We start from the raw sequence: 24,321 nt of genomic DNA, 5'->3' as shown, positions 1-24,321 counted from the left end.
GGGTCTGGCGGTTCCGGGGCGTCTGCAGGTTCCGGAGGTCCGGCGGTCCCGTGGGTCCGTGAGTTCCGGTCGTGACTTCCGTACTCGCGTTGGTCCCCTGAGCTCCGTCAGTCCCTCTAGTCCCTCCGGTCCCTTCAGTCCGGTCAGTGCCGTCAGTGCCGTCAGTGCCGTCCGTACCGTCCGTACCGTCCGGGCTGTTACCTGGGCCCGCCGCCGGGGGCGCCGGGGCGCGGGCGTCCTGGGGGGTCGTTCGGCGGGTTAGGGGTGCTGGGTCGGGGGCGTCCCGGGGAGTCGTGCGGTGGGCCGGGGGTGCCGGGTCGGGGGCGTCCTGTGAGGCCGTTGGGTCCGCCGGGCGTGCCGGGTCCGCCGGACATGCCCGGTCCGCCAGGCGCGGCAGCTCCGCCGGGTGCGCCGGGCGTGCCGACCGGGGACCGTCCCGAGGCGTCCAGTGCTCCCAGGGCGGCCGAGGTGGCGAGGCGCGGCAGCAGCAGCGTCCAGAACCGGGTGAGGGTGTTCCGGGAGAGCCACCGCTCGTCACGGGCTCCGAGGGTCTCGAAGCCGACGACGGCGGCGACGATGGTGGACGCGGCGTCCCGCGCGGACACGTCCTCGGCGAGCACGCCCTCGCGGTCGGCGCGGCCGAGCATGTCGATGACGTACTCGTGCCAATGGCGATGCAGATGATCGCCGCCGGTCGCGGAATCCGCCCCTCCGGTCAACGCGAACCCGGCCCGGAGCACGACGTCGTGACTCAGCCCGTGGAGCAGGGCGTGGGAGGCGTCGACGAGAACCTGGAGGGAACCGCCGCCGGCGGGAACGGCTCCGTCGTCTCGCGGCGGACCGGCCGACCCGGCGGCATGCGGCGCTCCCCCGCCTCCGGAGCCCTCACCTACTCCCGTGATGCGTTCCAGGCGTTGGGCGGCGGCCCGGCCGACGGCATCGGCGAGAGCCGCCTTGCTGGCGAAATGGAAGTGCAGCGCCCCGTTGCTGACGCCGGCCCGGGCACTGATGGCGGCCAGGGTGACCACCTCGAAACCCTCTTGGTCGAAGAGCTGGGCGGCGGACTCGATCAACGCGTTGCGGGTACGGACCGCGCGCTCCTGCTTGGCCATCGGGGACTCCCATCCTCACCGGAGACTCCGATGAGGGTAACAAACCGTCCATGCGGTTTAGGGTGCGGGGCCTCGATCTCCACTCGAAGGTCGACGGGCCTCCACTGGACTTCCGCAGAAACGCCCCGCTCAACGCCGCGAAGGGATGGGGGATACGGGAGGGCGGTGCGGAATATGGGGGGTGGGGAGGGAGGGCGGCGAGGGCTTGAGAGGAGGGGAGTTCGGGCCCCGGCGGGGGTGCGGCATGCACGCCGGCTTCCGGGCGGGGTGGGCGGTCGGTCGGGTCCCGGCAGGGGTGCGGCGCGTCGGGGCCGGGGCGGGGTGGGCGGTAGGTCGGCTTCCGGCCGGGGTGGGCGGTCCGTGGGCTTCCGGCTGGGGTGCGGTACGTCGGGTCCCGTGCGGGGTAGGCGGTCCGTCGCTCCCGGCTTGGGCGCGGTACGTCGGGTCCCGACGGCACTCGCGTCGCGAAGGCGGCACCGGCCGGCTCGGACGGACGCGCCGCAGGGGCCGCCCTGCCAAGTCAGGGGGTGCGCAGCGACCTTGGCGGCCGCGGCCCACACGCCTCGGACTGCCCCCTCGACCCGGGCCGCCATCCGCTAGGCTAGTCGCCGGGTCTCCACGGAGATCCGCACGCCTTCGTAGCTCAGGGGATAGAGCACCGCTCTCCTAAAGCGGGTGTCGCAGGTTCGAATCCTGCCGGGGGCACAGAGAGAAGGGCCAGCTCAGAAGGATTTCCTTCCGGGCTGGCCCTTCGTCGTGTTCGAGGCCGTGCCACACCGGTGCCACTGGAGTCCACGCGGAATCCACACCGCCTGGCACGGGAGCGTCTCCCCCGCCCTCGCGGATCATGGCTCCGAGCCGATCGGTGATGCGGTCACGGTCGCTAGTCATCTGCTGATAGTTCAGCGCGGCACGCGAGCTGCTGTGGCCCAGCACCTGACCGGGAGACCACCTGTGCTGAAGAGCGAAGCCCGCAAGGGCTACTGGTGCGAGTGCTGGACCGAAGGCCTCACCGACGAGGGCGAGCCGGTGCTCGGCGCATCCTTTGACGCCTACTCGGCACCCAGGCCGACAGATGGGTTGCCGTCGCGCTCCGCACCATCTCACCGGCATTCGACTCGGAAGCGTCCGAGCAGGCATGGCAGTGGCTGTACGACGGCCGCATAGGACACGACGAGCCTTCCTGTGCTCAGAGCCCTGCCCGTGTCAGTCACCTTCTTCACCACTCGCATCACATGGACTATCCGACCAGTGGCCTGGTCTTCCTGCCCCTCGCCCACCGGAAGGGCACCCAACTTCCGGCATGAGTGGCTGACTTCAAGCCGCTCCACGGTGGCCGCCAGCGGTGACGGCCTCCACTAGCGTGGTCCTATGACAGAGACGGCAAAGGCTGCACGGGGGCCCAGACAGCTCAGCGAGCTGGCGGATGTGTATGACGTCCTGGACCAAGTCAGGCTTCGCCCGAGCATGTGGGTGCGAGGCAAGTCGCTCCTGCACCTGGAGTCCATGCTGATCGGTTACACAGCGGCCCTCGGCGTCCACGGCATCGACGAGGGTTGCGATCTCCGCCCTGGGAGTCTGGGGCCGTTCGCTCAGTGGCTTTGGCGTCGCCTGGGGATGGCGTACCCCAGCTCACTGGGTTGGGCGGTCGAGATCGAGCGCAGGGCGGAACAGACCGACGTGCCTGCCATGGAAATGTTCTTCGAGCTACTGGACGAGTTCCGCGCCGAAGGCCGCGGTGCCCACCAGGTGAAGCCGGACGGCCAAGCACCCACCGAGGCTGAACAGCCCCAGCAGTCCGACTGAGTTACAACTTTCTCTACTGATTACAAGGCGGCTCGCTCCGCTCCCCGCGCGTGCGGCCCGGCCCCGGCCGGGTCTGCGTTCCAGTCTCCGCCTCGCTCCAGCCCGGCCGACGCCCGTACCGCGCACACACCAATCAGAGCCTTGATGCCAGAGAAGAGGTACGTCGTGGCTGGGGCGGTCGGCGCCGCGCCGCCATGACCAGGCGCTGCGCCGTCGAGCGCCGCATCCTCCACCTCCCGCTGCGTCTTGCCCGCCGGTATCCCGAGCGCCCGTAAAACGAGCATGCCGACACGGGCAGCTCGGTAGTGGCCTTCCACAGTCGGCTCAGATGCCGCTATCGCTTCTCCGCTCTCGGCGGTGTCAATGGCTTGACGATCTAGGACGGCTGACCTACGTTCGAATCCTAGGTCGACTGTCCTACGGCACCGGAAGGAATCACCATGACTGCTGTGGCGACCCGCGAGCAGATCGTCGCGGCGGCCGACCGACTCTTCTACCAACACGGCTATGAGCACACCTCGTTCGCGGACATCGCCGGAGCCGTCGGTCTGTCGAGGGGCAACTTCTACTACCACTTCAAGTCCAAGGACGCGATCCTGGACGCGGTGATCGACGCCCGCCTCGCCGACACCCGGCGGATGCTGGAGCAGTGGGAGGCGGAGGCGCCGACCCCGGCCGGCCGGGTCATGCGGTACGTCGAGATCGTGCTGACCAACCGTGCCGACATCCAGGAGTACGGCTGCCCCGTGGGCACCCTGACCACAGAGCTGGCCAAGCTGGAGCACGCCATGCTCGGCCAGGCCGGGCGCCTGTTCACCCTGTTCCGCACCTGGCTGCGCGAGCAGTTCGCACAGCTCGGGCACGCCGAGCAGGCCGACGAGCTGGCGATGCACGTGCTCGCCTTCAGCCAGGGCGTCGCGGTCATGGCCAACGCCTTCCACGACGAGGCGTTCATCCAGCGCGAAGTCGACCGGATGCGCGACTGGCTGCACACCTACGAGAGATGAGACAAAGCATGTTCATGGTCCTGCTCCGGTTCTCCGACAACAAAGCCGCCGCCGCCGAGCACATGGCCGGCCACCAGGAGTGGATCAAGCGCGGCCTGGACGACGGGGTCTTCCTGTTGGTCGGCAGCATTCAGCCGGGCCTCGGGGGCGCGGTCCTCGCGCACAACACCTCGCCGGAGGAACTGCAAAAGCGCGTCGACGAGGACCCCTTCGTCGCACGGAACGTCGTCACCGCGGAGATCATCGAGATCGCGCCGGGCATGACGGACGAGCGGCTGAGCTTCCTGATGTGACGACAGTGCGTCGAAGCGCGCACGTGACGCTGCGGCGGGGCCCGCCTTGACGGCGATCCAGTGGCTGATGGCCGCGCCGAGGGTGTCCTGCGCGACGTGCAATGGTGACGTCGGGTATGGGAACTGTCTGAATACCTCGGCTGGGCTGCGGAGTTACTGGGGGAGCCGTAGCTCCTGCGACGTCTGCTCGGCATCTGCGTGCAGTCCGGAGCAGAGCAGGTTGAATGCCTGGACTGCCGCGGTGGCGACACTGTCGCGGGCGTCTGTGGGCGATTCGCCGGACAGAATGCGTCGTTGTAGTTCGCGCAGGGCTGCCCGGTGTGTGCCGGCGATGGCACCTGCCAGGAGTGCGGGCATCGGGTGTGCCGCATCCCATCCGTTGGCGGTGTTCGGCGGATGTTCGGCCAGGGCCGCCGCCAGCACGTCCTCGGCGCGTTCGCTGATCTCGCGTTCACGTGCGCGCAATGCGGAACTGTCGTGGATGACCTGCCAGAACCTGGGCGCGTCGGGGTGAAGCCCGAGCGTGGGGTCCTCGTTACGCAGGGCGGTCAGCAGGTCGTTGCGGATGGTCTCCACTGGGCAGGTGCCGGGTGCACGGTTGCGCACCAGAGCGGCGAGATGGTCTTCCACCTCTGCCTGGCGGTCGAAGAAGAGGTCTTCCTTTGTGGGGAAGTAGTTGAACACGGTGTTGGTGGAGACGCCTGCGTGCCGCGCCACCTCGGCGACCGTGACCTGGTCGAAGCCGTGCTTCATGAAGAGAGGCAGGGCCGCGTCAGCGATCGCCGTGCGGGTCTGCTGCTTCTTGGTCTCTCGAAGGCCCATGCCCAAATGATAGTGTCACCACAAAATTATAGTGACACCAAGATTCTTGGGGTGGGATCATGACCTTGCACTTCGGCATCTATCCCGGGGGGATCCTGGGGGACGACCAGGGCATCGTCCGCCCGGTCCGCCCGGACCTGCCGGACCGCATCACCGAGGCGCTTGACGCGCTGCAAGGCGACGCAGTCACCCTGTTGGTGCGCGCTTACCAGTCGTTCGCCGCCACCGTGACGCCGCTGGAACCGCCCACGCCCGCCGACCCCGAGACGTATCTCGAGCGGGGCCGCAAACTGGACCTCGTGCTGCAGTTCCGGGAGCCGTCCGGCGAGTTGGAGGGGTGGCTGGAGTTCGTCCGCGAGGCCGTCCGCACCGGTGGGCCGCACCTGGCATCCGTCCAGATCTGCGAAGAACCCAACGCCGACCTGCCCGTGGTCGACGGCAGCATCCCCAACGTCCTGAACGCGCTCGTTGAGGGGGTTGTCGCGGCCAAGCAGGAGGCCCGGGCCTTGGGTCACGGCCTGGCGGTCGGCTTCAACGCCGTGCCGACCTTCAACCCGGCCGACACCTTCTGGTCCGAGCTCGGCGCCCTGGCCGACGACCGCTTCCGCCAGAGCCTGGACTACGTCGGCCTGGACTTCTTCCCTGACGTGTTCCGTCCCATTGCCGCCGAGCAGTTGGCGGAAGCGGTCACCGCGGTCCTCACCGCGTTCCGGCGAACAGATCTGCCGAAGGCCGGCATCCCTGACAGCGTCGCGATCCGTATCTGTGAGAACGGCTGGCCCACCGGCCCCGGCCGGCCCGAGCAGCAGCAGGCCGAGGTCCTCGAAGTCGTAGTGCGGACCGTGGCCGCCCTCGCCGCCGACCTGAACATCGACGGATACTCGTTCTTCGCCCTGCGAGACGCCGACAGCACCGGAGAGGGGCTCTTTCACCGCTTCGGTCTTCTGCACGACGACTACACCGCCAAGCCGGCTTTCGAAACGTACCGGCGTCTCATCGAAGAGCTGAGTTGATCAGGGTCACGTACGTAAATTGATGCCGCCAACCGAGCCCGCACGGGCAAGCGGCCTCAGCCCTGCCCTCGCAGGGCACTGTCAGACCCTCCCGCCAGAATTCCGTCATGCTGATAGCGACAAGCGCCAACGGTCACCTTCTGAAGCGTCCCACCAAGCCGGCCATCGGGACGATGCTCGCCAATCTTCGGCGCGGCAACGAGCACTTGGTGCTTGAGCGCCAGGAGGAGGACCTCGACGGGGACTGGTACATCCAGGTGCTGTTCCGCGACAACAACACCTACCAGCTGGAGTACCGGGACGGCGTCCCTGCCGAGCACTACCAGACGCGGACCGTTTCGCAGGAGAAAGTGCGGGTGGCGCTCATCGGCTGGGCGACCGGCAAGCCGGGCTGGCGCGACGGCTTCATGTGGAACAACATCGGCGACATGTTCACACCGGAGGCCTAGCGCCCCGCTGACACCAGTCATGCGATCACGGTGCCTACCTCGTCCGGCGAGGGCGTCCGGGCGCGGCACTTTTCCTCGAAGTGGTCGAGGTGGTGGCGCAGCTCTGCCAGGCGGGCGTGGAGCTCCCGGGGGGTTAGGCGGTGAGCGTGCCGCGGGCGATGTCGAGCCACCTCTGTGTACGGCCTGACACCACCCGCTGGTTCTTCGGGCTCGGCCCGTCAGTGTGCCGAGGGCGCCGCGCACGATGCCGGGCCAAGAGGAGGCCCCAGATGTCAGAGACCCCGGTCTCGGTTCCATCGGTTCACGTGCGCCGCGTAGAAGACGTTGCCGATGCCGGCGGTGAACATCAAGAGCCAGAAGTGGACCCACAGCGACTGATGCCGGCGTCTGAAGCCCGCGCCCCCGATGAATGCCGCGGAGGACGCCACAGCGGAGTTGCTGTTGTTGATGATGATCGTCGGAGGCTGCCCGTAGGGCTGGGCAGGTTGCTGGTCCGGCGCTGTCGCCATGCGGCGTCGTCTCCTCGATGTGCTGGGCTGCAAGAGTGAGACGCACCATAGGGGTGCCGGAGTGATCCCCGACGAGGAACCGGCAGCCCGTCACCCTGTCGAGGGACGCCGGCGGGCGGGCCCCCGATCGGGGTGGGGAGCAGAACGGGTCGGCCAGGGGCATCAAGGCGTTTGCCACTGGCGGCACTTGCGCGCATCAGTAGTCGGAGAAGTATCCAGCGCCCGGCATCGCTACGCCCTCGCCCGGGGCGTGGTCGACGAGCACGTCTCGTTTTCGGGCCCCCTTCAGCGCGGCCAGCCGGCCGCTCCCTTCCGCCCGGTTGTCCCCGGGCCCCTGCGGAATTGTGCGCGATCTGTAACGGGGGGATCCCTTCGGGGGCTTCTGTCGTCCTGGCAGGTGGCGCCTGGTCATCCGGGGGCGGCGAGGAACTGCGGGAATCGGGGGCGGACATGGCACGGCACGGGAACGCTCGGGGCTGGTACGGCAAGGTGGTCGGGGCGGCGCTGGGGGTGACCCTGCTCGCCACCGGCGCCTCGGTGTGGACCGCGCAGGCCGGTGCGGTCGGCGGCTCCGCGCGCAAGGCCGCCGTGTCCGACACCACGGGCAACCACGGCAAGGCGGTCGCGGTGAGCATCGTGCACGCCTCCGACAAGGGCGCCCGCGGCGTCAACATCACCATCGACGACGGCCCCGATCCGAAGTGGACGCCCCAAATGCTGGACGTCCTGCGGGAGTACGGGGTCAAGGCCACGTTCTGCATGGTGGGGACGCAGGCGCAGGCCCACCCGGACCTCGTCAGGAAGGTGGTCGCGGCGGGGCACCGGCTGTGCGACCACTCCGTCTCCCACGACACCGCCATGGACAAGCAGTCCGAGAGCTACCAGTCGCAGCAGATACTCGACGCCGAGCGCATGATCACCAAGGCGTCCGGAGGTGTGCGGCCGATGTACTACCGGGCGCCCGGCGGCGCGTTCACCCCGTACAGCCGCAAGCTGGCCGCCTCCCGGGGCATGCGCCCCCTGGGCTGGAACGTGGACACCAAGGACTTCGAGCAGCCGGGCACCGACGCCATCGTGGCCACCGTCGAGCGGGAGCTGCCCAACGGGCCGACGCTCCTCTTCCACGACGCGGGCGGCGACCGTTCCCAGACCGTCGAGGCGCTGCGCCGGATCCTCCCCCGGCTCAAGGAGCAGGGCTACTCCTTCGGCTTCCCCGTCCGCTGAGGCACCTGCACCCCGGGTCCGCCGACCGCCTGGCATCCCCGGCGTACGGCGTTCACGTGGTGCGGGCCGCCTGGGCGCCGGGTGCCTGTTCCGTGCCGGTTATCCTGCGTCGTCCTGGACAGGTCAGAGAGGCCCCATCATGAGCAGCACCACGTCGCCCTTTCCCGCGCGGATCGAGTTGTCCGGGGAGGGGCTCGTCCTGCGTGACTGGACGGAGGGCGACATCGCCGCGATGCCGGGGCTGTTCGACCATCCCGACATCGCCTACTGGACGCCCATCGTCTCGCCCTTCGACGAGGAGGCCGCCCGGGCGCGGCTGGAGAAGGACCGGCAGCTGCGTGCGGAGGGTACGGCGATCCTGCTCGCCATCACCGTGGACGGCGGCGCGCCGCTCGGCGAGGTGATGCTGCGGCGGGCTCCCGAGGGCACGGAGATCGGCTACGCCGTCGGACCCGCGCACCGCGGGCAGGGGCTGGCCGTGCGGGCGGTGCGGGTGATGGCCGCGTACGCCTTCGAGCAGCTCGGTGCGCGACGGGTGATCCTGGAGCTGGAGGCCGAGAACGACGCCAGTGTCGCCGTGGCCACCAAGTCGGGGTTCCGCCTGCTCGACGTGCCGCTGATCGCGGGCGAGGACAAGGGGCGGCCCTTCGTCCTCCAGACGTGGGGACTCGACCGCCCCTGATCGTCGCCCCGTAAGCGTCCCTCCGATCCTCCGCCCGGCGTTCGTCGCCGCCTCCCCCGAGGTCAATCGGGGGGAGCGTGCGGGCAGTCGGCCACCGCCGGGTACCGACGGCCGGTTCCGTCGTCGTGGGCGGGCAGTACCGTCCTGCCATGGCCGTCACCATCGATCTCACTCTCGACTGCGCCGACGCGCAGCTCCTCCGGCGCTTCTGGAAGACGGCTCTCGGGTACGTCGACGAGCCGCCGCCCGCGCCCTTCGCGACCCGCGAGGAGTGGCACGCGAGCTTCGGTCTCCCGGCCGACGACTCCGTGGACGAGGGGGCCTGGCTCCGCGACCCCGACGGCGTCGGGCCCCGGCTCTGCATCCTCAAGGTGCCCGAGCCGAAGACGGCCAAGAACCGGCTCCACATCGACGTCCGGGTGCCGGGGCACGGCGGTCCGGAGGCGCGGTGGGCGCGGATCACGGCCGAGTCCGAGCGTCTGGTGGGCGCGGGCGCGACGGTCCTGGAGGTGTTCGACGGGCACCACGTCGTGCTGGCCGACCCGGAGGGCAACGAGTTCTGCGTCGGCGCCGCCCCGGCGTGACGGTGACGCGTCCGCACGCCGAATCTGCGTGACGCGTCCGATGCCGCCCCGTTGTGACGCGTCCGCGCGCCGAATACGTGTGACGCGTCCGTACGCCGCACGGGTAGCCATCCCGCAGGCCGAGTGCGCGTGCCGCGCCGTACGTTCCTCGCCGGGCGCGTCCGGCGAGGGTCGCGTGCGTCCGTCCGGTCAGGGGAGCAGTCTCAGGCACCTCTCGTAGCCGCACGGGTAGAGCCAGGGGCTGTGGTCGTCCGCCGTGAGGGCGTCGAGGGCGGCCAGGGCGTCGTTCGCCGTCTTGCACCCGGGGTGGTCCGTGGCGAAGGCTGCCACTCGGGGGCGTTGGGCGGGCAGCCAGGCGGCGATCGTCCGGGGGTCGCCGTCGTACCACCAGGAGAACGCGAAGTCGTCCCAGAGCAGGTCGGTCGTCCAGTCGAGGGCGAGGCGGACGAGACCGGCGTCCGTGCCGGGGCCCGAGAGGCCGGAGAGGTGCTCCAGCCACGGGTCCAGGTCCCCCGTCGCGTGAGCGATTCCTTCGAGGAGGCCGGTGAGGTCCCCTGTCGTGCCGCCGTCGGCCAGCGCGATGCCCAGCAGGGCACCGAAGGCCCGCTCGGTCGCGGCGCGCTCGGACTCCGGCCAGTCCGCGAACAGGGCGCCGTCCGACCCGAGATGGCCGATCTCCGCGGCCGGGTCCGCGGCCTCGCCGTCCGGTCCCCAGTGACGCAGCGCGCGGGGCATGAGACGGCGCCACAGTACGGAGTACTGGTCCGGGTCCCAGTGGCTGGGGACCTCGCGCAGGAAGCAGCCGAGGAGGTCGTCCGGTACGGCGTCGGGGTCGCCGCCGAGGAGGTGCAGTTCCGACTCGGCATAACAGTGGGTACAGCCGGCAACGGGGGCGCTGAGGGCCGGCGTTGAGGCGAAGACGCGGTCCGCCTCGGTGAGCGCCCGGCGCCATGCGGTGAGTGGGTCGGGAACGAGGGGAACGGTCATCGGGCGACCTGCCGTGGGACTCCGTCCAGGCGCACCCGGCGAAGAGCGGAACCCTAGCAGCCGCCGGGTCGACAGGTGCCGTGTGCTCCGGCCGCCGGGTCGACCGGTGCCGTACACCCGGAGGTTCCGGGCGGTCGGAGCGGCCGGGCGGTGACTCGCCGATCTCCGAACGGCGTGCCCCCGGTCAGGGGCGGCAGCGCGGAGCCCCGGTCGTCCGATGACGGACGCCGGGGCTTCGTGCGGGAGTTCAGGCCGCCAGCGACACGCCGGCGCCGGGCTCGACGCCCGGGTACGCGGCGGTGATCAGGTTGAGCTGGCGCTGCATGTACCAGGTGTTCAGGCCGAAGACGAAGGCCAGCCACATGCTCGCGGCGGGGCTGCACGTCGCCGGCAGGCCGGCCGCGCGCTGGGCCTTGGCTATGGCCTTGCCGGTGTTGTGGAAGGAGATGAGCGGGGCGACGAGGGTCCAGCTCAGGAAGATCAGGACCAGCACACTGCCGCCGGGGTTGAGGGACTGGCGTCCGTCGAACTCCTTCAGCTCCTTGTGGATCTTGTAGTACCAGACCAGCTGGTAGATGCCGAGGGTGATCAGCGGCAGGCCGAGCCACGTCGCGACGGGTCCCCGGCGCTTCATGGCCAGGCCGGTCAGGTGCGCGACGGGCGCGGGGGCGGCGGGGGCGACAGTGCCACCGGCCGGGTTCGCGGCGCTCAGGCCGGCGTCGGTGGTGGGCTGGATGTCACTCATGTGGCGGGCTCCATTGGCTGGTGCTGGAATCAGCTGGAGCAGCATGCCAGGACGTGAAGATGGCGTGAAGTAGTTGTGGCTTCAAGTGACGGTTCGTCATGCGATCGTGATCAGTTGCCACGCATGCCCGGTCAGGCACTCGACGGGCCGTGCGGCAGCCCGAGGGCGACGGCGAACTCGCACCACACGATCTTGCCGGGGTTCCGGTGCGCGACACCCCACTTGTCGGCCAGCGCCTCGACCAGGAACAGCCCCCGCCCCGACTCCCCCGCCGGCGCCGTCACCCTCGGCTCGCCGCCACCGCTGTCGTGGACCTCGACACGCACCAGGCCGCCGCACGGAACGAGGCGCAGCCGCAGACCTCGGCCGGGCGGTACGCCGTGCACCAGGGCGTTCGTGGTCAGTTCGCCGGCGCAGAGCAGGATGTCGTCGTACGCGCCCGGCGGTACTCCCCAGTCCGACAGCGCGGCCCTCGTGAACTCCCGTGCGGCCGGCACCGATCGGCGTTCACGCCGGTAGAAGCGCTCGCGAGGGCTGTGAGCGGTTTCGTTGTTCACGTGACGAGAGTGACGCTCCGTGGTCATGATGGAGCAGTGAGTGGACCCGTACAGATTTCTTGTACGGGTTCCCCGCGGTGGACGTACGTGCCGTGAGGGGGAGTTGGACCGTATGAACTCCAGGAAGCGTTCCCGCAAGAACGCGTCAGCGATGAAGATGGTCGGCGCGCAGTTGGGTGTCCTGCGGCGGGCCGCCGGTTTCACCCAGCGTTCGCTCGCCGAGCGGGCCCTCGTGGACGAGGAGACCATCGCCTCCATCGAGCAGGGCAGACGCCCCCTCAAAGAGGACTTCGCCGGCCTCCTCGACCAAGTCCTCGACACCAAGGGCGTCTTGACGGCCGCCCTTGAGCACATGCCCGAGGTGGACCTGTTCCCCCGGTGGGCCGAGGAGTACATGGATTTGGAGCGGGAGGCCATCGCCCTCTCCTGGTACGAGAACCAGGTTCTGCCGGGACTGCTGCAGACCGAGTCCTACGCCCGTGCCGTCCTTCGCAACGACGTACCGGCCCTGACGGAGGACGAGATCGAGTTGCGCGTCGGCGCCCGGCTGGCCCGCCAGGACATCCTGCACCGCAAGATGCCGCCCACGGCGAGCTTCATCTTCTCCGAGGTGACCTTGATGGATCGCCTCGGCGGATGCGACGTGCACTTCGAGCAGTTGCGCCGCCTGCGGGAGTGGGTCGTCACGCCCGGCACCACCCTCCAGGTCATGCCGGTCGGACGCGAGTTCCACGCCGGTCTCGCGGGCCCGTTCATCCTCCTGGAGACGCCCGATCACCAGCGGCTCGCCTACACGGAGGCCCCGCACGGCAGCCGCATCACCGCCAGTCCCGATGAGGTGTCCTCTCTGGAGCACAGGTATGCGATGCTGCGGACACAGGCCCTCAACCCCTATGAGACAGAGCGTCTGTTGGACCGGTTGCTAGGAGAGCGATGAGCACGGAACTGCAGTGGTTCAAGTCCAGCTACAGCAGCGATCAGGGTGGCGCCTGCCTGGAGGTCTCCCCCCTCCCCTCAGCCGTCCACGTCCGCGACTCGAAGGTCCCCGACGGTCCGGTCTTCCGGGTCGCGCCCGCCACCTGGACGGCGTTCCTCACGCTTGCCCGCCGCTGAGAGCGCGAGCGTCACCGCTGCCGACGCGGCGGCCATCACCGTCATCCCCGTGGCCGCCGAGGTGAGTTGGGCCACCGTGCCCGCCAGCGCCGCGCTCACTCCCTGCAAGGTGACCATGCCCGAGGAGTGCAGCCCGAGGGCGTGACCGCTCAGTTCGTCCGGTGTGAGCGCCATCAGCCGCTCCTGCTGGATCAGGCTCGCGCCGAAGCCCACGGAGGCCAGGGCGACACAGGCCGCCGCCACCGCCGTCCCGGGGCGCAGGACGAAGCACAGGTACGGGCCCGCGAGCAGGAGCAGGAACGGGACGCCGAGCCGGGCGCGTACCCGGGGCGGCAGGAAGCGGCCGACCGTCACGTCCCCGACGAGCATGCCGAGGGCGCCCATGGCGAACAGCAGGCCCGCGTGGGCCGGGGCGTACGGGACGAAGAGGGATTCGCAGCCGACGACCAGGCCGTTGGGGATCCACAGGAGCAGGTAGACGCGGCGGCGCGGGGCGGACGACCAGAGCCGGGCGTTGGTGCGCCAGGTCTCCCCCACGGAGGGGCGGCCCGCGGTCCGGGGTTCGCGGCGGCTCAGCCCGAAGCGGGACACGAGCGCCGTCGCCAAGTACAGCCCGGCGGCCACGGCCAGCGTGCGGCGCGGCGACAGCACGGCCACCAGGACCCCGCCGGTCGCGTATCCGAGGATCTGGGTGAGGCCGTTCATCATGTTGAAGACGGAGCGGCCCAGCAGGTAGCCGTCCCTGGTGAGGATCTCGTTCAGCAGGCCCCAGGTGACGCCGCCGCCGAGCGAGGCGACCAGGCCGAGAGCGAAGACCAGCACGAGGACGCCCCACACCGGGAGTCCGGGGACCGCCAGGGCCGCCGTGCCGGCCGCGAAGGCGAGGGCGATGCCGGTCAGGGTGGCGCGGGGCCGCAGCCGGTCCGCCGCCGAGAGCAGCGTGGCCGCGCCGAGCACCTGGGCCAGCGACGGGCCGAACATGCTCAGGGCGGAGAGCAGCGGCGAGCCGGTGGCCTCGTACACCAGCGTGCCGAGGGCGAGGCCGCTCACCGTCTGGGCCGCCGACCTGAGCGCCGAGGCCAGGAAGAGCGGGGAGAACTCCGGGGTGCGGAAGAGGTCGGAGTAGGTGCGCATGCGCGGAGTCTGGGACGGGCCCCGCGCCGGCCGTTAGTGTTTCGCGCCTGGGCGAAACCGACGGAACGGGGGCGGGCCGCGTGGGCTGGTGGCAGGTGAACGCCGACACCCTGGCCGGGAGCCGTTTCGTGCTGTCGCCGCTCGCCGAGACCTTCGGCTCCCTGAAGGTCCTGCACGCGGGCGTCGGCGCGCACCCCGGCGAGCACGCCTGGCTGGACGCCCACCTGCCCGCGTACCGGGAGCGGCTGGCCGCCGATCCCCTCACCGCGCTGCTCGTCCGCTGCGGACTCGGCCCGCGGTGGACCGCCGACTTCCTGACCCCGACGCCCCGCGGGCGGGCCGCCGGGCGCTCCCCCGCGTCCGGGGCGGATGGCGTCTCGGCGAGGGCGGGCGGGCTGTCCGGGGACGCCGAGGACTTCGAGGACGAGGTCGTACGGGTGCGGGAGGCGTCGCCGGTGGCGGCGCGCGCCCATCTCCGGACGGCGCTGCGCGGTCCGCTGCCCGCCGCGCTGGAACGGGACGACCTGCCCGAGCGCGCCGCCGACCTGCTCACCTTCCTGTGGACCGAGGCCGTCCGCCCGTACTGGGACCGGCGCCGGCGCGTCCTGGAGGCCGACGTCGTCTCCCGGACGGCGCAGCTCGGTCAGGGCGGCTGGGCCGCGGCGCTGGACACGCTGCGGCCCGGGACGCGCTGGCTCGGCGAGAACCGGCTCCAGGTCAACCGGCACGCGTACCCGCCGCGCGAGATCTCCGGTGCCGAGCTGTTCTTCGTGCCCATCACCGCGCAGCGGCACGGCTGGGTGTCATGGGAGGAGCCGCACCGGTACGCCGTCGTGTACCCGTGCTCGGGAGCGCTCGTGCGGACGGGGTCCGCGTCGGTGCCGGAGAGCCTGGGCGCGCTGCTGGGTCCGGCCCGGGCGGGCGTCCTCGTCCTGCTCGGCTCCCCGATGAGCACGAGCCAGCTGGTCGCCGTGACCGGCCAGGGCCTCGGTTCCGTCGGGCGGCATCTGAGGGTGCTGCTGGACGCGCGGCTGGTCGAGCGGCGGCGGGCGGGGCGGTCGGTCCTCTACTACCGGACGCCCGCGGGCGAGGTCCTCGTGCGGGCCCAGCGGGACGGCTGAACCCCGGCGGGTGCGGGCGCGCCACCGGGCGGGGCTAGCATCCGAGGATGACTACTCCTGAGACTTTCGATTCCGTGTTCGACGTGGAGATCGGCGCCCTCCAGGGCGGCTCCGCGGACCTCGCCCAGTACCGCGGCAAGGCCGTCCTCGTCGTCAACGTCGCCTCCAAGTGCGGGCTCACTCCGCAGTACGCGGGCCTGGAGCGACTGCACGAGCGGTACGCGGACCAGGGGTTCACCGTGCTCGGCGTGCCCTGCAACCAGTTCCTCGGGCAGGAGCCCGGCTCCTCCGAGGAGATCGCCGAGTTCTGCTCGGCCACGTACGGCGTGACCTTCCCGATGACCGAGAAGGCCGAGGTGAACGGCGACGGCAGGCACCCGCTGTACGGGCTGCTGGTGGACACCGCGGACGCCGAGGGCCACACCGGGGACATCCGCTGGAACTTCGAGAAGTTCCTGGTCGGGCCGGACGGCGAGGTGCTCGCGCGGTTCTCGCCGCAGACCGAGCCGGAGGCGCCGGAGCTGGTGGCCGCGGTGGAGAAGGCCCTGCCGTAGCCCTCCCGGCACCCGGCGGCCCCGCCGGGTGGACCTTGCCCCTGGGGCAGGGGCCATCGTCCTTCCACCGGGCGGAGGGCGCCCGGTGACGGAGGATGGGGCCGTGTCCGAGGAACTGCTCACGATCGGCGCGTTCGCCGCCCGCGCGCGGCTCTCGCCGAAGGCGCTGCGGCTGTACGACCGGCTCGGGCTGCTGACCCCGGCGCACGTCGACGGGGTCAGCGGCTACCGCTACTACCGCGCCGACCAGGCCGAGCGGGCCCGTACGGTCGCCCTGCTGCGCCGCCTCGACATGCCGCTCACGCGCATCGCCGAGGTGATCGAGGCGGACGGGGCCGAGGCGTCGGAGCGGCTCGCCGCGTACTGGGCCGACGCCGAGGAGCGGTTCGCCTCGCAGCGGACGCTCGCCGCGTACCTCCGTGGACGGCTGTCGGGAAGGGATTCCGAGATGTACGGAACGTTCGTGGTCGAGACGGTGGACGTACCCGAGCGGGTGGTGCTCACGCAGACCCGGCACACGCTCGCCGACGAGTTGCCCGCGTGGATCGGGGCGTCGCTCGGGCGGCTGGAGGAGGGAGCGCGTGCGTGCGGCGGGATGGTCGCGGCGCCGTTCGTCGTCTACCACTCCGAGGTGTCGCAGGAGAGCGACGGGCCCGTCGAGTCCTGCGTGCCCGTGGCGGACGAGGGCGCCGCGCGGGAGTGGGCGGAGCGGCACGGGCAGGCGTGGGGGACGCGGGTGCGGGTCGAGCCCGCGCGCCGGCTCGCGTACGCCCGGATCACCAAGGCGCAGGTCGCCTATCCGCAGATCCTCGCCGCGTTCGAGGCGGTCGAGGCGTGGGTGCGGGAGCGGGGGCTGGAGTACGGGGGTCCCTGCCGGGAGGTCTATTTCGCCGACTGGGGGTCGGCGGGGCCTGAGGATGCGGTGTGCGACGTGGCGTTTCCCGTGCGGTAGGTCGCCCGGGGGCCGGGGGGCCCCTCCGGTGCGGTGAGGTCCTACGGCGCGGTGGGTCCTACGGCGCCGTAGGGCCCCCGGTGCCGTAATGCCCCACGGGTGGGCCGGGGTCCTTCCGGGACGGGGGCCGGGATGGGCGTCCCCCCTGACTTCCGGTGACCCCGGGGGCGGGTGACGCCGGAGTTTTCGCCCCCTCCGCCCCTGCCCTTCCCGGCACGGGGCTCCGCCCCGGACCCCGCTCCTCAAACGCCGGAGGGGCTGGATTTGGTCCCCGGGCTCAGTCGGGTCAGCGGAGTTCTTCCGGGCAGGGGGTGCCTCGGGGGAGTTGGTAGGGGGCCGCCAGGCGGTAGGTGCCCGGGGACGGGGCCAGGAGTTCCGTCCACTTGTCGCCGGCGGCGTCCTCCTCGGCCTCCATCAGGCAGCCGTGGACGTTGTCGAAGGACTTCGGCGTCCCCTCCTCCCGGTGCTTGGACTCCTCCGTCTCCTTGGGCGCCTTGATGCTGCGGCCCTCGGCGTCGACGAGCCCCAGCCACGGGGAGTACGGGATCCGGATGAGCACCCGGCCCGGCTTGCGCACCTCGATCGTCAGCTCGCCCTGCTCGGCCCGGTCCACGACGGCCGGCGGGTCGGCCAGCGGCGTCGGGTCGGTCACCTCGAACAGCTGCCAGTTCGCGTCGCCCCAGATCTGCTTCAGGTACGGCATGCCGCGCTGGACCAGTTCCCGCTCGCGCTCGCCGCCGTCGCCGTCCGGCTCGTCCTTGGGCAGCACCACGTAGTGCACGGCCCAGCGCTGGAGCCACTCGTGGTAGTTCGCCGAGTTGAGGGTGTCGTCGTAGAAGAGCGGGTTGCGCTCCATGTCCGCCTGCCGGTTCCAGCCGCGGGCCAGGTTCACGTACGGGGCGAGCGCCGACGCCTCGCGGTGCGAGCGGGCCGGGACCACCTCGACGCGGCCGCGTTCGGCGCCGACCTCCTGGAGTTCGTTCACGAGGGGCGCCAGTTCGCGGGCCCAGGACGCCGTGGGCGTGGTGTGCACGATGTCGTCGACGGACTTGAAGCCGATCCAGCCGAAGAACACCGCGGAGGACAGGACGATCGCGTACCACTTGCGGCTGCGCGGTGCCGTGAACGGGAGCGCGGCGATCAGCGCGACCCCCGTGAAGAGCATCGCGAGCCGCGTGATGTTGGAACCGATCTGCGAACTGATCAGCCAGACCAGGAGCACCGAGAGCCCGTACACCGCCGACGTGATCCGTACCGTCTTCCATTCCTTCGGCACCAGGGCGAAGACGCCGACGGCGGACAGGAACGGCAGCACGACCGAGCCGAAGCCCATCGGCTGCGTCCCGGAGAAGGGGAACAGCCAGGCGGAGACCGCCACCACGAGGGCCGGGGCGATGCCCAGCGCCCACGCGCCGGGGCGCCGCTTCTGCAGGAACAGGGCGACCGCGACCAGCCCGACGAACAGCCCGGCGACGGGCGAGGCGGCGGTCGCGAGGGCGGCGAGCGGAGCCGCGCACAGGGCCTTCGCCCAGCGCTTGTAACGCCAGCGGTGGGGCCAGCAGAAGACGACGGCGGTGGCACCGAGCCCGAACACCATGCCCAGGCCGAAGGTCACCCGGCCCGACACGGCGTTGCACAGCAGCCCGAAGACGCCCGCCAGCGCGGGCCACAGCGGGTTCCGCACAGCCCGGCTGCGGATCAGGATCATCGTGAGCAGCCCGGCCGAGACCGTCCCGGCGATCATCATCGTCGTCCGCACGCCGAGCACGGACATCAGATACGGCGACACCACGCTGTAGGACACCGGGTGCATGCCGCCGTACCAGGCCAGGTTGTACGCCGAGTCGGGATGCCGACCCACGAACTCGGCCCACGCGTCCTGGGCCGCGAGGTCCCCGCCACTGTTGGCGAATGTGAAGAACCACACGAGATGGAGGACCCCGGCGAGCAGGGTGGTGAAGGTGACGGGGTGCCGCAGCACGACGTCGAGACGGCCGCGGGACGAGCCGCCCGGAGCGGACCCGGGGGCCGGGTCGGGGCTCGGCCCGGCAGCGGGCTCCGAGCCGGCGGGAGCGGTGTCCGGGGTGGGAGCGGTGTCCGCGCCGGGCCCGTCCTGACGGTCGGCGGACAGCGGTATTCGCGGACCGGCGTCCGGATCCGGTTTGGCGTCGTCGGCGTGTGTCGGCTCCGCTGTGGCCACCTGAAGGCACTCCCCGTGTCCCGTTCCGCATTCTCGGCCGGGACCCACGGCCCACGACCCGCCCCGGTTCGCGACGCTAGCACGCACCCCGCCGGGGAGCGCCCGGGTGGGCCGCTCCCCGGCGGGCGCGGTGCGTGCGCGCCGCTCCGCGGACGTCACCCGGCGTACGCCCGCCCGTGCCGGGGCGCGGGCGCCGGGCAGGCCCGGACGGGTGAACGTCCGGGCCCTGCGACCGGGTCAGCTCACCCGCGTCAGCTTGTCGCCGAAGCCCGGCTCGGCGAGGTCCGACTTCAGCGCGACCGGGATGTCCACCGCGTGGTCGGAACCGTCGCCCACCGTCAGCTGGCCGACGACCGTGCCGGCCTTCCCGGTGTGCGGGACGTCCTCCTTGCCGGGGCCGATCGACAGCTTCGTGCGCAGCCCCGGCCAGCCGACCGCCTTGAGGTTCTTGGTGGCGACCACCGGGGTCCTGCCGCCGAGCCGGTCGTCCACGTACCCGACGACGTCGCCCTTCTTCACCACGGTGGCGGAGGTCAGGCTCTGCTGGACCTTGTCGATGAGCTTCTGGCTGTTGCTCAGGGCCAGTTGGAGGCTGTCCCAGACCCGGCCCGTGCCGGCGTTCTGGCCGAGGACCGCGCCGTACACGGTCTGCGTCCTGCCGTCGACCGTCTTGGTGGCCGCCCACACCAGGTTGCCGCCCGCGGGGGTCGACGAGCCCGTCTTGAGGCCGATCACGCCGACCTGCTTCACCAGCAGGTCGTTGTTGTTGTAGATCGGCTTGTCCAGGCCGGGGATGTCGGCCCTGGCCATGCCGACGATGGACCGGAAGACGTCCTTCTGCATGACCGCCTTGGCCAGTTTGAGCTGGTCGGTGGCGGTGCTCACCGTCGTCTTCTCCAGACCGCTCGGGTCCGTGTACGTCGACTGCGACATGCCCAGCTTCTTCGCCGCGGCGTTCATCTTGCCGACGAAGGTCTCGCTGTCGGAGTCCCAGCGGGCGAGCAGCCGTGCCGCGTTGTTCCCGGACGGGATCATCAGCATCTGGAGGAGCTGGCGCTCGGTGAACTTCTGGCCCTTGGAGACCGCGGCCGTCGACTCGTCCTCGTTCTTCGACTCGTCCTCGGCCTTCTGGTCGACGGTGATCTGCGGGCCGCCCTCGTTCCCCTTGAGGGGGTGCTCCTCCAGGATCACGTACGCCGTCATGATCTTGGCGACGCTCGCGATGGGGGCGGGCTTCTGCTTGCCGTCGGTGCCGAGGCCGCCGACGCCCTCGACCTCGATCGCGGACTGGCCCTGGCCCGGCCACGGCAGGTCGAGGTCGCCGCCCTCGAAGGTGTACGTCTCGTCGGCGGTGAGCGCGAGGCCGGGTGCCGGGAGCGGCCGTACGGCCTGTGCTACCGCAAAGACGACGGCGAGCAGCAGGACCAGCGGGGTCCAGATCTTGAAGCGCCGCACGATCGTGCGGACCGGGGTCTCCGGGGGCGGCGGCGTGTTCGTCAGCTCGGCGAGCAGGTCCAGCGGGGGCTTGGGCGGCAGCGGCTGCTGCGTGGTCCGCTCCGGGCCCACCTGCGGGATGGCCGTGGTGGCCTCGGCCGGGGCGACCGGGGGCTTCGCCGTCGCGGGCGCGGCGGCTGCGCGGGGGCGCGCGGCCGGCGGCTCGTCCAGCGGCTTCAGCGCCACGAACTTGCTGGTCCGCTCGGCCGGGGCCGCCTCGCTTCCGGCCGGCCGGTCCCCCGAGGGGGCAGCGTCCGGCTTGTCGCCGGGCTTGGCGCCGGGCTCGGTGGCGGGCTCGGCGGCCGCGGCGGGCTTCGCCCCGGGCTCGGTCTCCGGCTTGGCGCCGGCCTTGCCGGACGGGGTGCCGCCCGGCTTGGCGTCGCCCAGCTTCAGCATGGTCGTCGGCTGGTCGACGGGCGGGGCGGTCGGGCGTACGGCCTTGAAGACGGCGGTGGGCTGATCGACCCGGGGCTCACCGGCCCCGGTCCCGCCGTCGCCCTTGGCGTCCTTGGCGTCCTCGGGGGCTACGGCGGCGTCGGCGTCCTCGGGGGCCTTCGCGCCTCCGGTCACCTTCGCGTCCTCGGGGGCCTTCGCGTCCTCGGGGGCCTTCGCGTCCTCGGGGGCCTTCGCGTCCTCGGGGGCCTTCGCGCCTCCAGTCACCTTGGCGTCCTCGGGCGCTACGGCGGCCCCGGGGCTCTTGGCGTCCTCGGGAGCCCTCGCGCCTCCAGTCACCTTGGCGTCCTCGGGAGCCCCGGCACCCTTGGCGTCCTCCGGGGTGGCGACGGGCGTGGCCGCGGCCCTCGGGTCCTTCGCGTCCCCGGGGGCCGACTCGCTCCCGGAAGCCCCGGTGCCCTTCGCGTCCTCGGGGGCGACGGCGTCCGCGGGGACCCTCGCGTCCTCGGGAGCGTCGGCATCCTCCGTGGCCTTCGCGTCCTCGGTCTGGGGCGCGTCCGTGTCCTCGGCGTCCCCGGGGGCCACGTCGGTCTTCGCGTCCGCGACGGCGGCCTCGGCGGCGCGGGCGTCGGCGGCCTCGTCGGCACGGCGCTCGGCGGTGCCCGGCCCGGCGGCCGTGTCCTTGCCGGAGGCACCCGTGTCCGGGGTGTCCGCGGCGGTGCCCGGCCCGGTGGCGTCCGGGGTGTCCGGAGCCTCCGGGGTGTCCAGGACGGCCGTCCGCTCGGCCGGGGCGTCCGCCTCGGAGGCGGGCGCCGCGTCCGCGGGTTCGTCCGCGGTCGCCACCCACGCGGCGACCGCGGCCCGCAGCCGCGCGTCACCCGAGGGGCCCTTCTCGCCGGGTTCCGCCGGCGCGGCGGACTCCGGGGACGCGGCCGCCTCGGGAACCGCCTCCTGAGCCGTCTCCGGGGCCCCGGGCGTCGCCGAGGCGCCCTCGGACCGCTCGGCCTCCTTCAGCGCCCGGGTCGAGAAGACCGCCGTCGCCTGGTCGACCCGTACCGTAGCGGCCCGTTCGCGGGCCACCGCCATCCGCGGGTCGGCCGGGGTCGACGCCGACCCCCGCGTCGGACCCGGAACCGCGGCCGGGGTCCCCGACGTCGCTTCTGCCGACGACGCCGACGACTCGTGCTGCTTCGACCTGTCGGGGGACTCGCCCGCCACCGATGCCTCCTCCGTGCGCCGCCCAGCGGCGCCCAACCGAACCCTGAACCCTCGAACCGCCCGCCGGACACCGCTGTCCGAACCATGTACCAGTGTCCTGTGTGCGGGCCCGACCCCTCCGGTAGACGAGAACGACATATCTACCGGTTCCACTACGAAGTGGTCACGCACCCTCGACAGACCAATGTGAGAGGGGTCACCCTGTCATTCATCCACGCGGGGAGGCATGGATGGGCAGGAGCCGCAGAACAATTCCGGAGGAGCTTCTGTTGCTGGCGCTGGACCCGACCACGGGTACCACCGCACAGCCGCAGTCGCTCGACCTCGGTCTGGCCGGAGCACAGCTAGTGGAGCTGGCGCTGGCCGGACGGATAGCCCCAGACGGGGATCGTATCGCCGTGGTGGCACCACGGCCGACTGGAGATCCGACACTGGACTGTGCGTTGGAACTGCTTCGCCGACGCGGAGCACCCGTACGCGCCGTCAACTGGATCGGCGGGCCCCGCCTGGGGCTGCGCCAGACCTATCTCTCGCATCTGGAGAGGTGCGGCATGGTGCATGCCGTGGCCGGCCAGATGTGCGGGGTGCTTCCGACGACTCGCTACCAGGCGACGGACACGGAGATCAGCCGGGAGATCAGGGCCCGGCTGGACAGTGCGATCCGCACCGGCGTACCGCCGGACCCGCGGACCGCGGCGCTCGCCGCACTGGCCCACGCGGTCGGTCTCGGCAAGCACCTCTACCCGGGGAACGAGGGACGTTCGTCCCGCTCCAGGCTCCGGGACCTGATCAGGCACGACCCCATGGGCGGCCTCGTGGCCCACGCGGTCATGGACGTCCAGAACGGTGTGGGCGCACAGCCACGCCGCAGCCCGGCACCGGCAGGCCGTCCGGCCACCGCCGGCGTCAGGTCCGCACCGGAGCCCGCCAGGGGCGTCCCGATGCAACCGCGCCACGGTTCCATGGCGCGGGCCGTGGTCCACTGAGCCGCAGTACCCCGGCACACGGCACGACCAGCACCACCTCCGCAGGTCCAGCACGTCCAGCACGTCAGCGCCGCACCGCAGTCCCCACACGACCCGGTTCGGGAGCCGCCGGCCCGCGCGGGGCGGCGGGGCCGTACGTCCGTCCGCCAGGACGCCCGTCACGGCCCCGCCGCCCCGCGCGGCCGCATGTACCGGACGCGTCGTGAACTGCCCTGTGTGCAGCGCACATCCACTGTTTCCCAGCGGTGCAAAGCACCTTGGTGGCAGTCTGCTCAGCAGCAGATACGCAAAGTAGAGGCACGCAGCCGGAGGTGCACGTCCCGTGGCGTCAAGTGTCAATCCCACCGTCCGGCGCCGCCGGCTGGGCCAGGAGCTGCGGCGGCTCCGCGAGCTCAAGGGCATGACCGCCGAAGAGGTGGCCGAGCGGCTGCTCGTCTCGCAGTCGAAGATCAGCCGCCTGGAGAACGGGCGGCGCAGCATCAGCCAGCGCGACGTCCGCGACCTGTGCGGGGTCTACGAGGTGGACGACCACCGGATCGTCGACTCGCTGATGCAGATGGCCAAGGACTCGCGCCAGCAGGGCTGGTGGCACTCCTTCGGCGACATCCCCTACAGCGTCTACATCGGCCTGGAGACCGACGCCGCGTCCCTGCGCGTCTACGACCCCCAGGTCGTCCCGGGCCTGCTCCAGACCCGGCCGTACGCGGAGGCGCTGATCGCGGGCGCGCTGCCGGAGACCGCCCCGGCCGACATCGACAAGCGCGTACAGGTCCGCCTGCGCAGGCAGGAACGAATCTCCGCGCCGGACAACCCGCTGCGCCTGTGGACCGTGCTGGACGAGGCGGCGCTGCGCCGGACCGTCGGCAACCGCTCCCTGATGCGGGACCAGCTGGAGTACCTGGTCGAGCAGTCGCAGCTGCCGCACGTCACCGTGCAGGTGATCCCCTTCGACATGGGCGCGCACCCCGGTCTCAACGGGCAGTACGCGATCCTGGAGTTCCCGGACGCTGCGGACTCCAGCGTCGTCTACATCGAGGGCGTCACGAGCGACCTGTACCTGGAGAAGGCGAACGACGTCCAGAAGTACAGCGTCATGTACGAGCACCTGCGGGCGCAGGCGCTGAACGTGGAGCAGTCCCGTCAGTTCATCGCGGACATCGCCAAGGAGTACGCGCGCTGAGTCCCGCGCCGGGGTCCGGGGAACCGTCCGGAACCACCTGAAAGGGGTCCTCCGGCGTGAAGGTGCGGCACAGTACACCTTCGCCGGACCGGGATGGAAGACCCCCCTGGAATATGCCATCCAGTCGAGTGAATAGTCGCTTCGCCCACCGATGTTGGCGAGTAGCGTCGATCACGCCATCGAGCA

At 71.5% G+C, this 24,321-nt stretch carries 23 protein-coding genes, 1 tRNA gene and 3 pseudogenes; 17 read left to right on the top strand and 10 right to left on the bottom strand.

Going from position 1 to position 24,321, the window contains the following annotated elements; all coding sequences use genetic code 11:
* Positions 1 to 197: 197 nt before the first annotated feature.
* Positions 198 to 1,112, bottom strand: coding sequence for a TetR family transcriptional regulator (locus tag ACWGIS_RS00735; RefSeq protein ID WP_453360237.1), 915 nt, complete (start codon positions 1,110 to 1,112; stop codon positions 198 to 200).
* 632 nt (positions 1,113 to 1,744) lie between these two features.
* On the opposite strand from ACWGIS_RS00735, the gene ACWGIS_RS00730 reads away from it, so the two are divergent.
* Positions 1,745 to 1,817, top strand: a tRNA-Arg gene (locus tag ACWGIS_RS00730).
* 117 nt (positions 1,818 to 1,934) lie between these two features.
* Here the strand turns inward: ACWGIS_RS00730 and ACWGIS_RS00725 are convergent.
* Positions 1,935 to 2,045: pseudogene (locus ACWGIS_RS00725) on the bottom strand (integrase); the annotation flags it as partial.
* Positions 2,046 to 2,066: 21 nt separating this feature from the next.
* Between ACWGIS_RS00725 and ACWGIS_RS00720 the strand changes: the two are divergent.
* From ACWGIS_RS00720 to ACWGIS_RS00705, 4 genes and pseudogenes are all read left to right on the top strand, one after another.
* Positions 2,067 to 2,419 (top strand): annotated as a pseudogene (locus tag ACWGIS_RS00720) (hypothetical protein).
* A gap of 64 nt (positions 2,420 to 2,483) precedes the next feature.
* A complete protein-coding gene (locus ACWGIS_RS00715) occupies positions 2,484 to 2,918 on the top strand; it encodes a hypothetical protein (RefSeq protein WP_453360236.1) in 435 nt (144 codons plus the stop codon).
* Between the two features lie 440 nt (positions 2,919 to 3,358).
* Entirely contained in the window at positions 3,359 to 3,925 is a 567-nt protein-coding gene (locus ACWGIS_RS00710; RefSeq protein ID WP_453360235.1) for a TetR/AcrR family transcriptional regulator, read from the top strand.
* Complete coding sequence (locus ACWGIS_RS00705) at positions 3,922 to 4,218, top strand: YciI family protein (RefSeq protein WP_453360234.1); 297 nt, start codon at positions 3,922 to 3,924, stop codon at positions 4,216 to 4,218. The genes ACWGIS_RS00710 and ACWGIS_RS00705 overlap by 4 nt, the downstream gene beginning before the upstream one ends.
* Before the next feature lie 153 nt (positions 4,219 to 4,371).
* On the opposite strand, the gene ACWGIS_RS00700 is transcribed toward ACWGIS_RS00705, so the two are convergent.
* Entirely contained in the window at positions 4,372 to 5,040 is a 669-nt protein-coding gene (locus ACWGIS_RS00700) for a TetR/AcrR family transcriptional regulator (protein ID WP_453360233.1), read from the bottom strand.
* Between the two features lie 59 nt (positions 5,041 to 5,099).
* On the opposite strand from ACWGIS_RS00700, the gene ACWGIS_RS00695 reads away from it, so the two are divergent.
* Complete coding sequence (locus ACWGIS_RS00695) at positions 5,100 to 6,053, top strand: hypothetical protein (protein ID WP_453360232.1); 954 nt, start codon at positions 5,100 to 5,102, stop codon at positions 6,051 to 6,053.
* A gap of 107 nt (positions 6,054 to 6,160) precedes the next feature.
* Positions 6,161 to 6,502, top strand: coding sequence for a hypothetical protein (locus ACWGIS_RS00690; protein ID WP_453360231.1), 342 nt, complete (start codon positions 6,161 to 6,163; stop codon positions 6,500 to 6,502).
* Positions 6,503 to 6,774: 272 nt separating this feature from the next.
* Here the strand turns inward: ACWGIS_RS00690 and ACWGIS_RS00685 are convergent, their stop codons facing one another.
* Complete coding sequence (locus ACWGIS_RS00685; RefSeq protein ID WP_453360230.1) at positions 6,775 to 7,011, bottom strand: hypothetical protein; 237 nt, start codon at positions 7,009 to 7,011, stop codon at positions 6,775 to 6,777.
* Between the two features lie 450 nt (positions 7,012 to 7,461).
* On the opposite strand from ACWGIS_RS00685, the gene ACWGIS_RS00680 reads away from it, so the two are divergent.
* The 3 genes from ACWGIS_RS00680 (at position 7,462) to ACWGIS_RS00670 (ending at position 9,501) form a co-directional block, all read left to right on the top strand.
* Positions 7,462 to 8,235, top strand: coding sequence for a polysaccharide deacetylase family protein (locus ACWGIS_RS00680; RefSeq protein WP_453360229.1), 774 nt, complete (start codon positions 7,462 to 7,464; stop codon positions 8,233 to 8,235).
* 139 nt (positions 8,236 to 8,374) lie between these two features.
* Positions 8,375 to 8,917 (top strand): GNAT family N-acetyltransferase, encoded by a 543-nt coding sequence (locus ACWGIS_RS00675; RefSeq protein WP_453360228.1) that lies wholly within the window; start codon positions 8,375 to 8,377, stop codon positions 8,915 to 8,917.
* A 149-nt stretch (positions 8,918 to 9,066) separates the two neighbouring features.
* Positions 9,067 to 9,501 (top strand): VOC family protein, encoded by a 435-nt coding sequence (locus tag ACWGIS_RS00670; RefSeq protein ID WP_453360227.1) that lies wholly within the window; start codon positions 9,067 to 9,069, stop codon positions 9,499 to 9,501.
* A gap of 189 nt (positions 9,502 to 9,690) precedes the next feature.
* On the opposite strand, the gene ACWGIS_RS00665 is transcribed toward ACWGIS_RS00670, so the two are convergent.
* The 3 genes from ACWGIS_RS00665 to ACWGIS_RS00655 all read right to left on the bottom strand — a co-directional run bounded on the left by ACWGIS_RS00665 (position 9,691) and on the right by ACWGIS_RS00655 (position 11,817).
* Positions 9,691 to 10,488, bottom strand: a complete 798-nt coding sequence (locus ACWGIS_RS00665) for a hypothetical protein (protein WP_453360226.1) — start codon at positions 10,486 to 10,488, stop codon at positions 9,691 to 9,693.
* A gap of 247 nt (positions 10,489 to 10,735) precedes the next feature.
* Positions 10,736 to 11,233, bottom strand: coding sequence for a DUF4234 domain-containing protein (locus tag ACWGIS_RS00660; RefSeq protein WP_453360225.1), 498 nt, complete (start codon positions 11,231 to 11,233; stop codon positions 10,736 to 10,738).
* Positions 11,234 to 11,364: 131 nt separating this feature from the next.
* A complete protein-coding gene (locus ACWGIS_RS00655; protein ID WP_453360224.1) occupies positions 11,365 to 11,817 on the bottom strand; it encodes an ATP-binding protein in 453 nt (150 codons plus the stop codon).
* An 85-nt stretch (positions 11,818 to 11,902) separates the two neighbouring features.
* Between ACWGIS_RS00655 and ACWGIS_RS00650 the strand changes: the two genes are divergently transcribed.
* Positions 11,903 to 12,727: a helix-turn-helix domain-containing protein gene (locus ACWGIS_RS00650; RefSeq protein WP_453360223.1), complete on the top strand. Its 825-nt coding sequence runs from the start codon at positions 11,903 to 11,905 to the stop codon at positions 12,725 to 12,727.
* Positions 12,724 to 12,834 (top strand): annotated as a pseudogene (locus ACWGIS_RS00645) (DUF397 domain-containing protein); the annotation flags it as partial. The gene ACWGIS_RS00650 and the pseudogene ACWGIS_RS00645, both read left to right, overlap by 4 nt.
* On the opposite strand, the gene ACWGIS_RS00640 reads toward ACWGIS_RS00645, so the two are convergent.
* A complete protein-coding gene (locus ACWGIS_RS00640) occupies positions 12,805 to 14,037 on the bottom strand; it encodes an MFS transporter (RefSeq protein ID WP_453360222.1) in 1,233 nt (410 codons plus the stop codon). The pseudogene ACWGIS_RS00645 and the gene ACWGIS_RS00640 sit on opposite strands and share 30 nt — an antisense overlap.
* 80 nt (positions 14,038 to 14,117) lie before the next feature.
* On the opposite strand from ACWGIS_RS00640, the gene ACWGIS_RS00635 reads away from it, so the two are divergent.
* From ACWGIS_RS00635 to ACWGIS_RS00625, 3 genes are all read left to right on the top strand, one after another.
* Positions 14,118 to 15,158 carry an ArsR/SmtB family transcription factor gene (locus ACWGIS_RS00635; protein ID WP_453360221.1) on the top strand — a complete coding sequence of 347 codons (1,041 nt, stop codon included), beginning with the start codon at positions 14,118 to 14,120 and terminating at the stop codon, positions 15,156 to 15,158.
* Between the two features lie 47 nt (positions 15,159 to 15,205).
* Positions 15,206 to 15,712, top strand: a complete 507-nt coding sequence (locus tag ACWGIS_RS00630) for a glutathione peroxidase (protein WP_453360220.1) — start codon at positions 15,206 to 15,208, stop codon at positions 15,710 to 15,712.
* 85 nt (positions 15,713 to 15,797) lie between these two features.
* Positions 15,798 to 16,664 (top strand): MerR family transcriptional regulator, encoded by an 867-nt coding sequence (locus tag ACWGIS_RS00625; protein ID WP_453360219.1) that lies wholly within the window; start codon positions 15,798 to 15,800, stop codon positions 16,662 to 16,664.
* Between the two features lie 286 nt (positions 16,665 to 16,950).
* Here the strand turns inward: ACWGIS_RS00625 and ACWGIS_RS00620 are convergent, their stop codons facing one another.
* Together ACWGIS_RS00620 and ACWGIS_RS00615 are read right to left on the bottom strand one after the other, a co-directional pair.
* Entirely contained in the window at positions 16,951 to 18,864 is a 1,914-nt protein-coding gene (locus tag ACWGIS_RS00620) for an MFS transporter (protein WP_453360218.1), read from the bottom strand.
* Positions 18,865 to 19,101: 237 nt separating this feature from the next.
* Positions 19,102 to 21,969: a serine hydrolase gene (locus ACWGIS_RS00615; protein WP_453360217.1), complete on the bottom strand. Its 2,868-nt coding sequence runs from the start codon at positions 21,967 to 21,969 to the stop codon at positions 19,102 to 19,104.
* A gap of 230 nt (positions 21,970 to 22,199) precedes the next feature.
* On the opposite strand from ACWGIS_RS00615, the gene ACWGIS_RS00610 reads away from it, so the two are divergent.
* Together ACWGIS_RS00610 and ACWGIS_RS00605 are read left to right on the top strand one after the other, a co-directional pair.
* Complete coding sequence (locus ACWGIS_RS00610; RefSeq protein ID WP_453360216.1) at positions 22,200 to 22,955, top strand: GOLPH3/VPS74 family protein; 756 nt, start codon at positions 22,200 to 22,202, stop codon at positions 22,953 to 22,955.
* Between the two features lie 322 nt (positions 22,956 to 23,277).
* Positions 23,278 to 24,135 carry a helix-turn-helix domain-containing protein gene (locus tag ACWGIS_RS00605; RefSeq protein ID WP_453360215.1) on the top strand — a complete coding sequence of 286 codons (858 nt, stop codon included), beginning with the start codon at positions 23,278 to 23,280 and terminating at the stop codon, positions 24,133 to 24,135.
* Positions 24,136 to 24,321: the final 186 nt, after the last annotated feature.

The organism is Streptomyces sp. NPDC054842 (assembly GCF_053611025.1).
The sequence above is the reverse complement of the archived record's forward strand: the minus strand, read 5'-3'. Positions and strand labels throughout refer to the sequence as shown.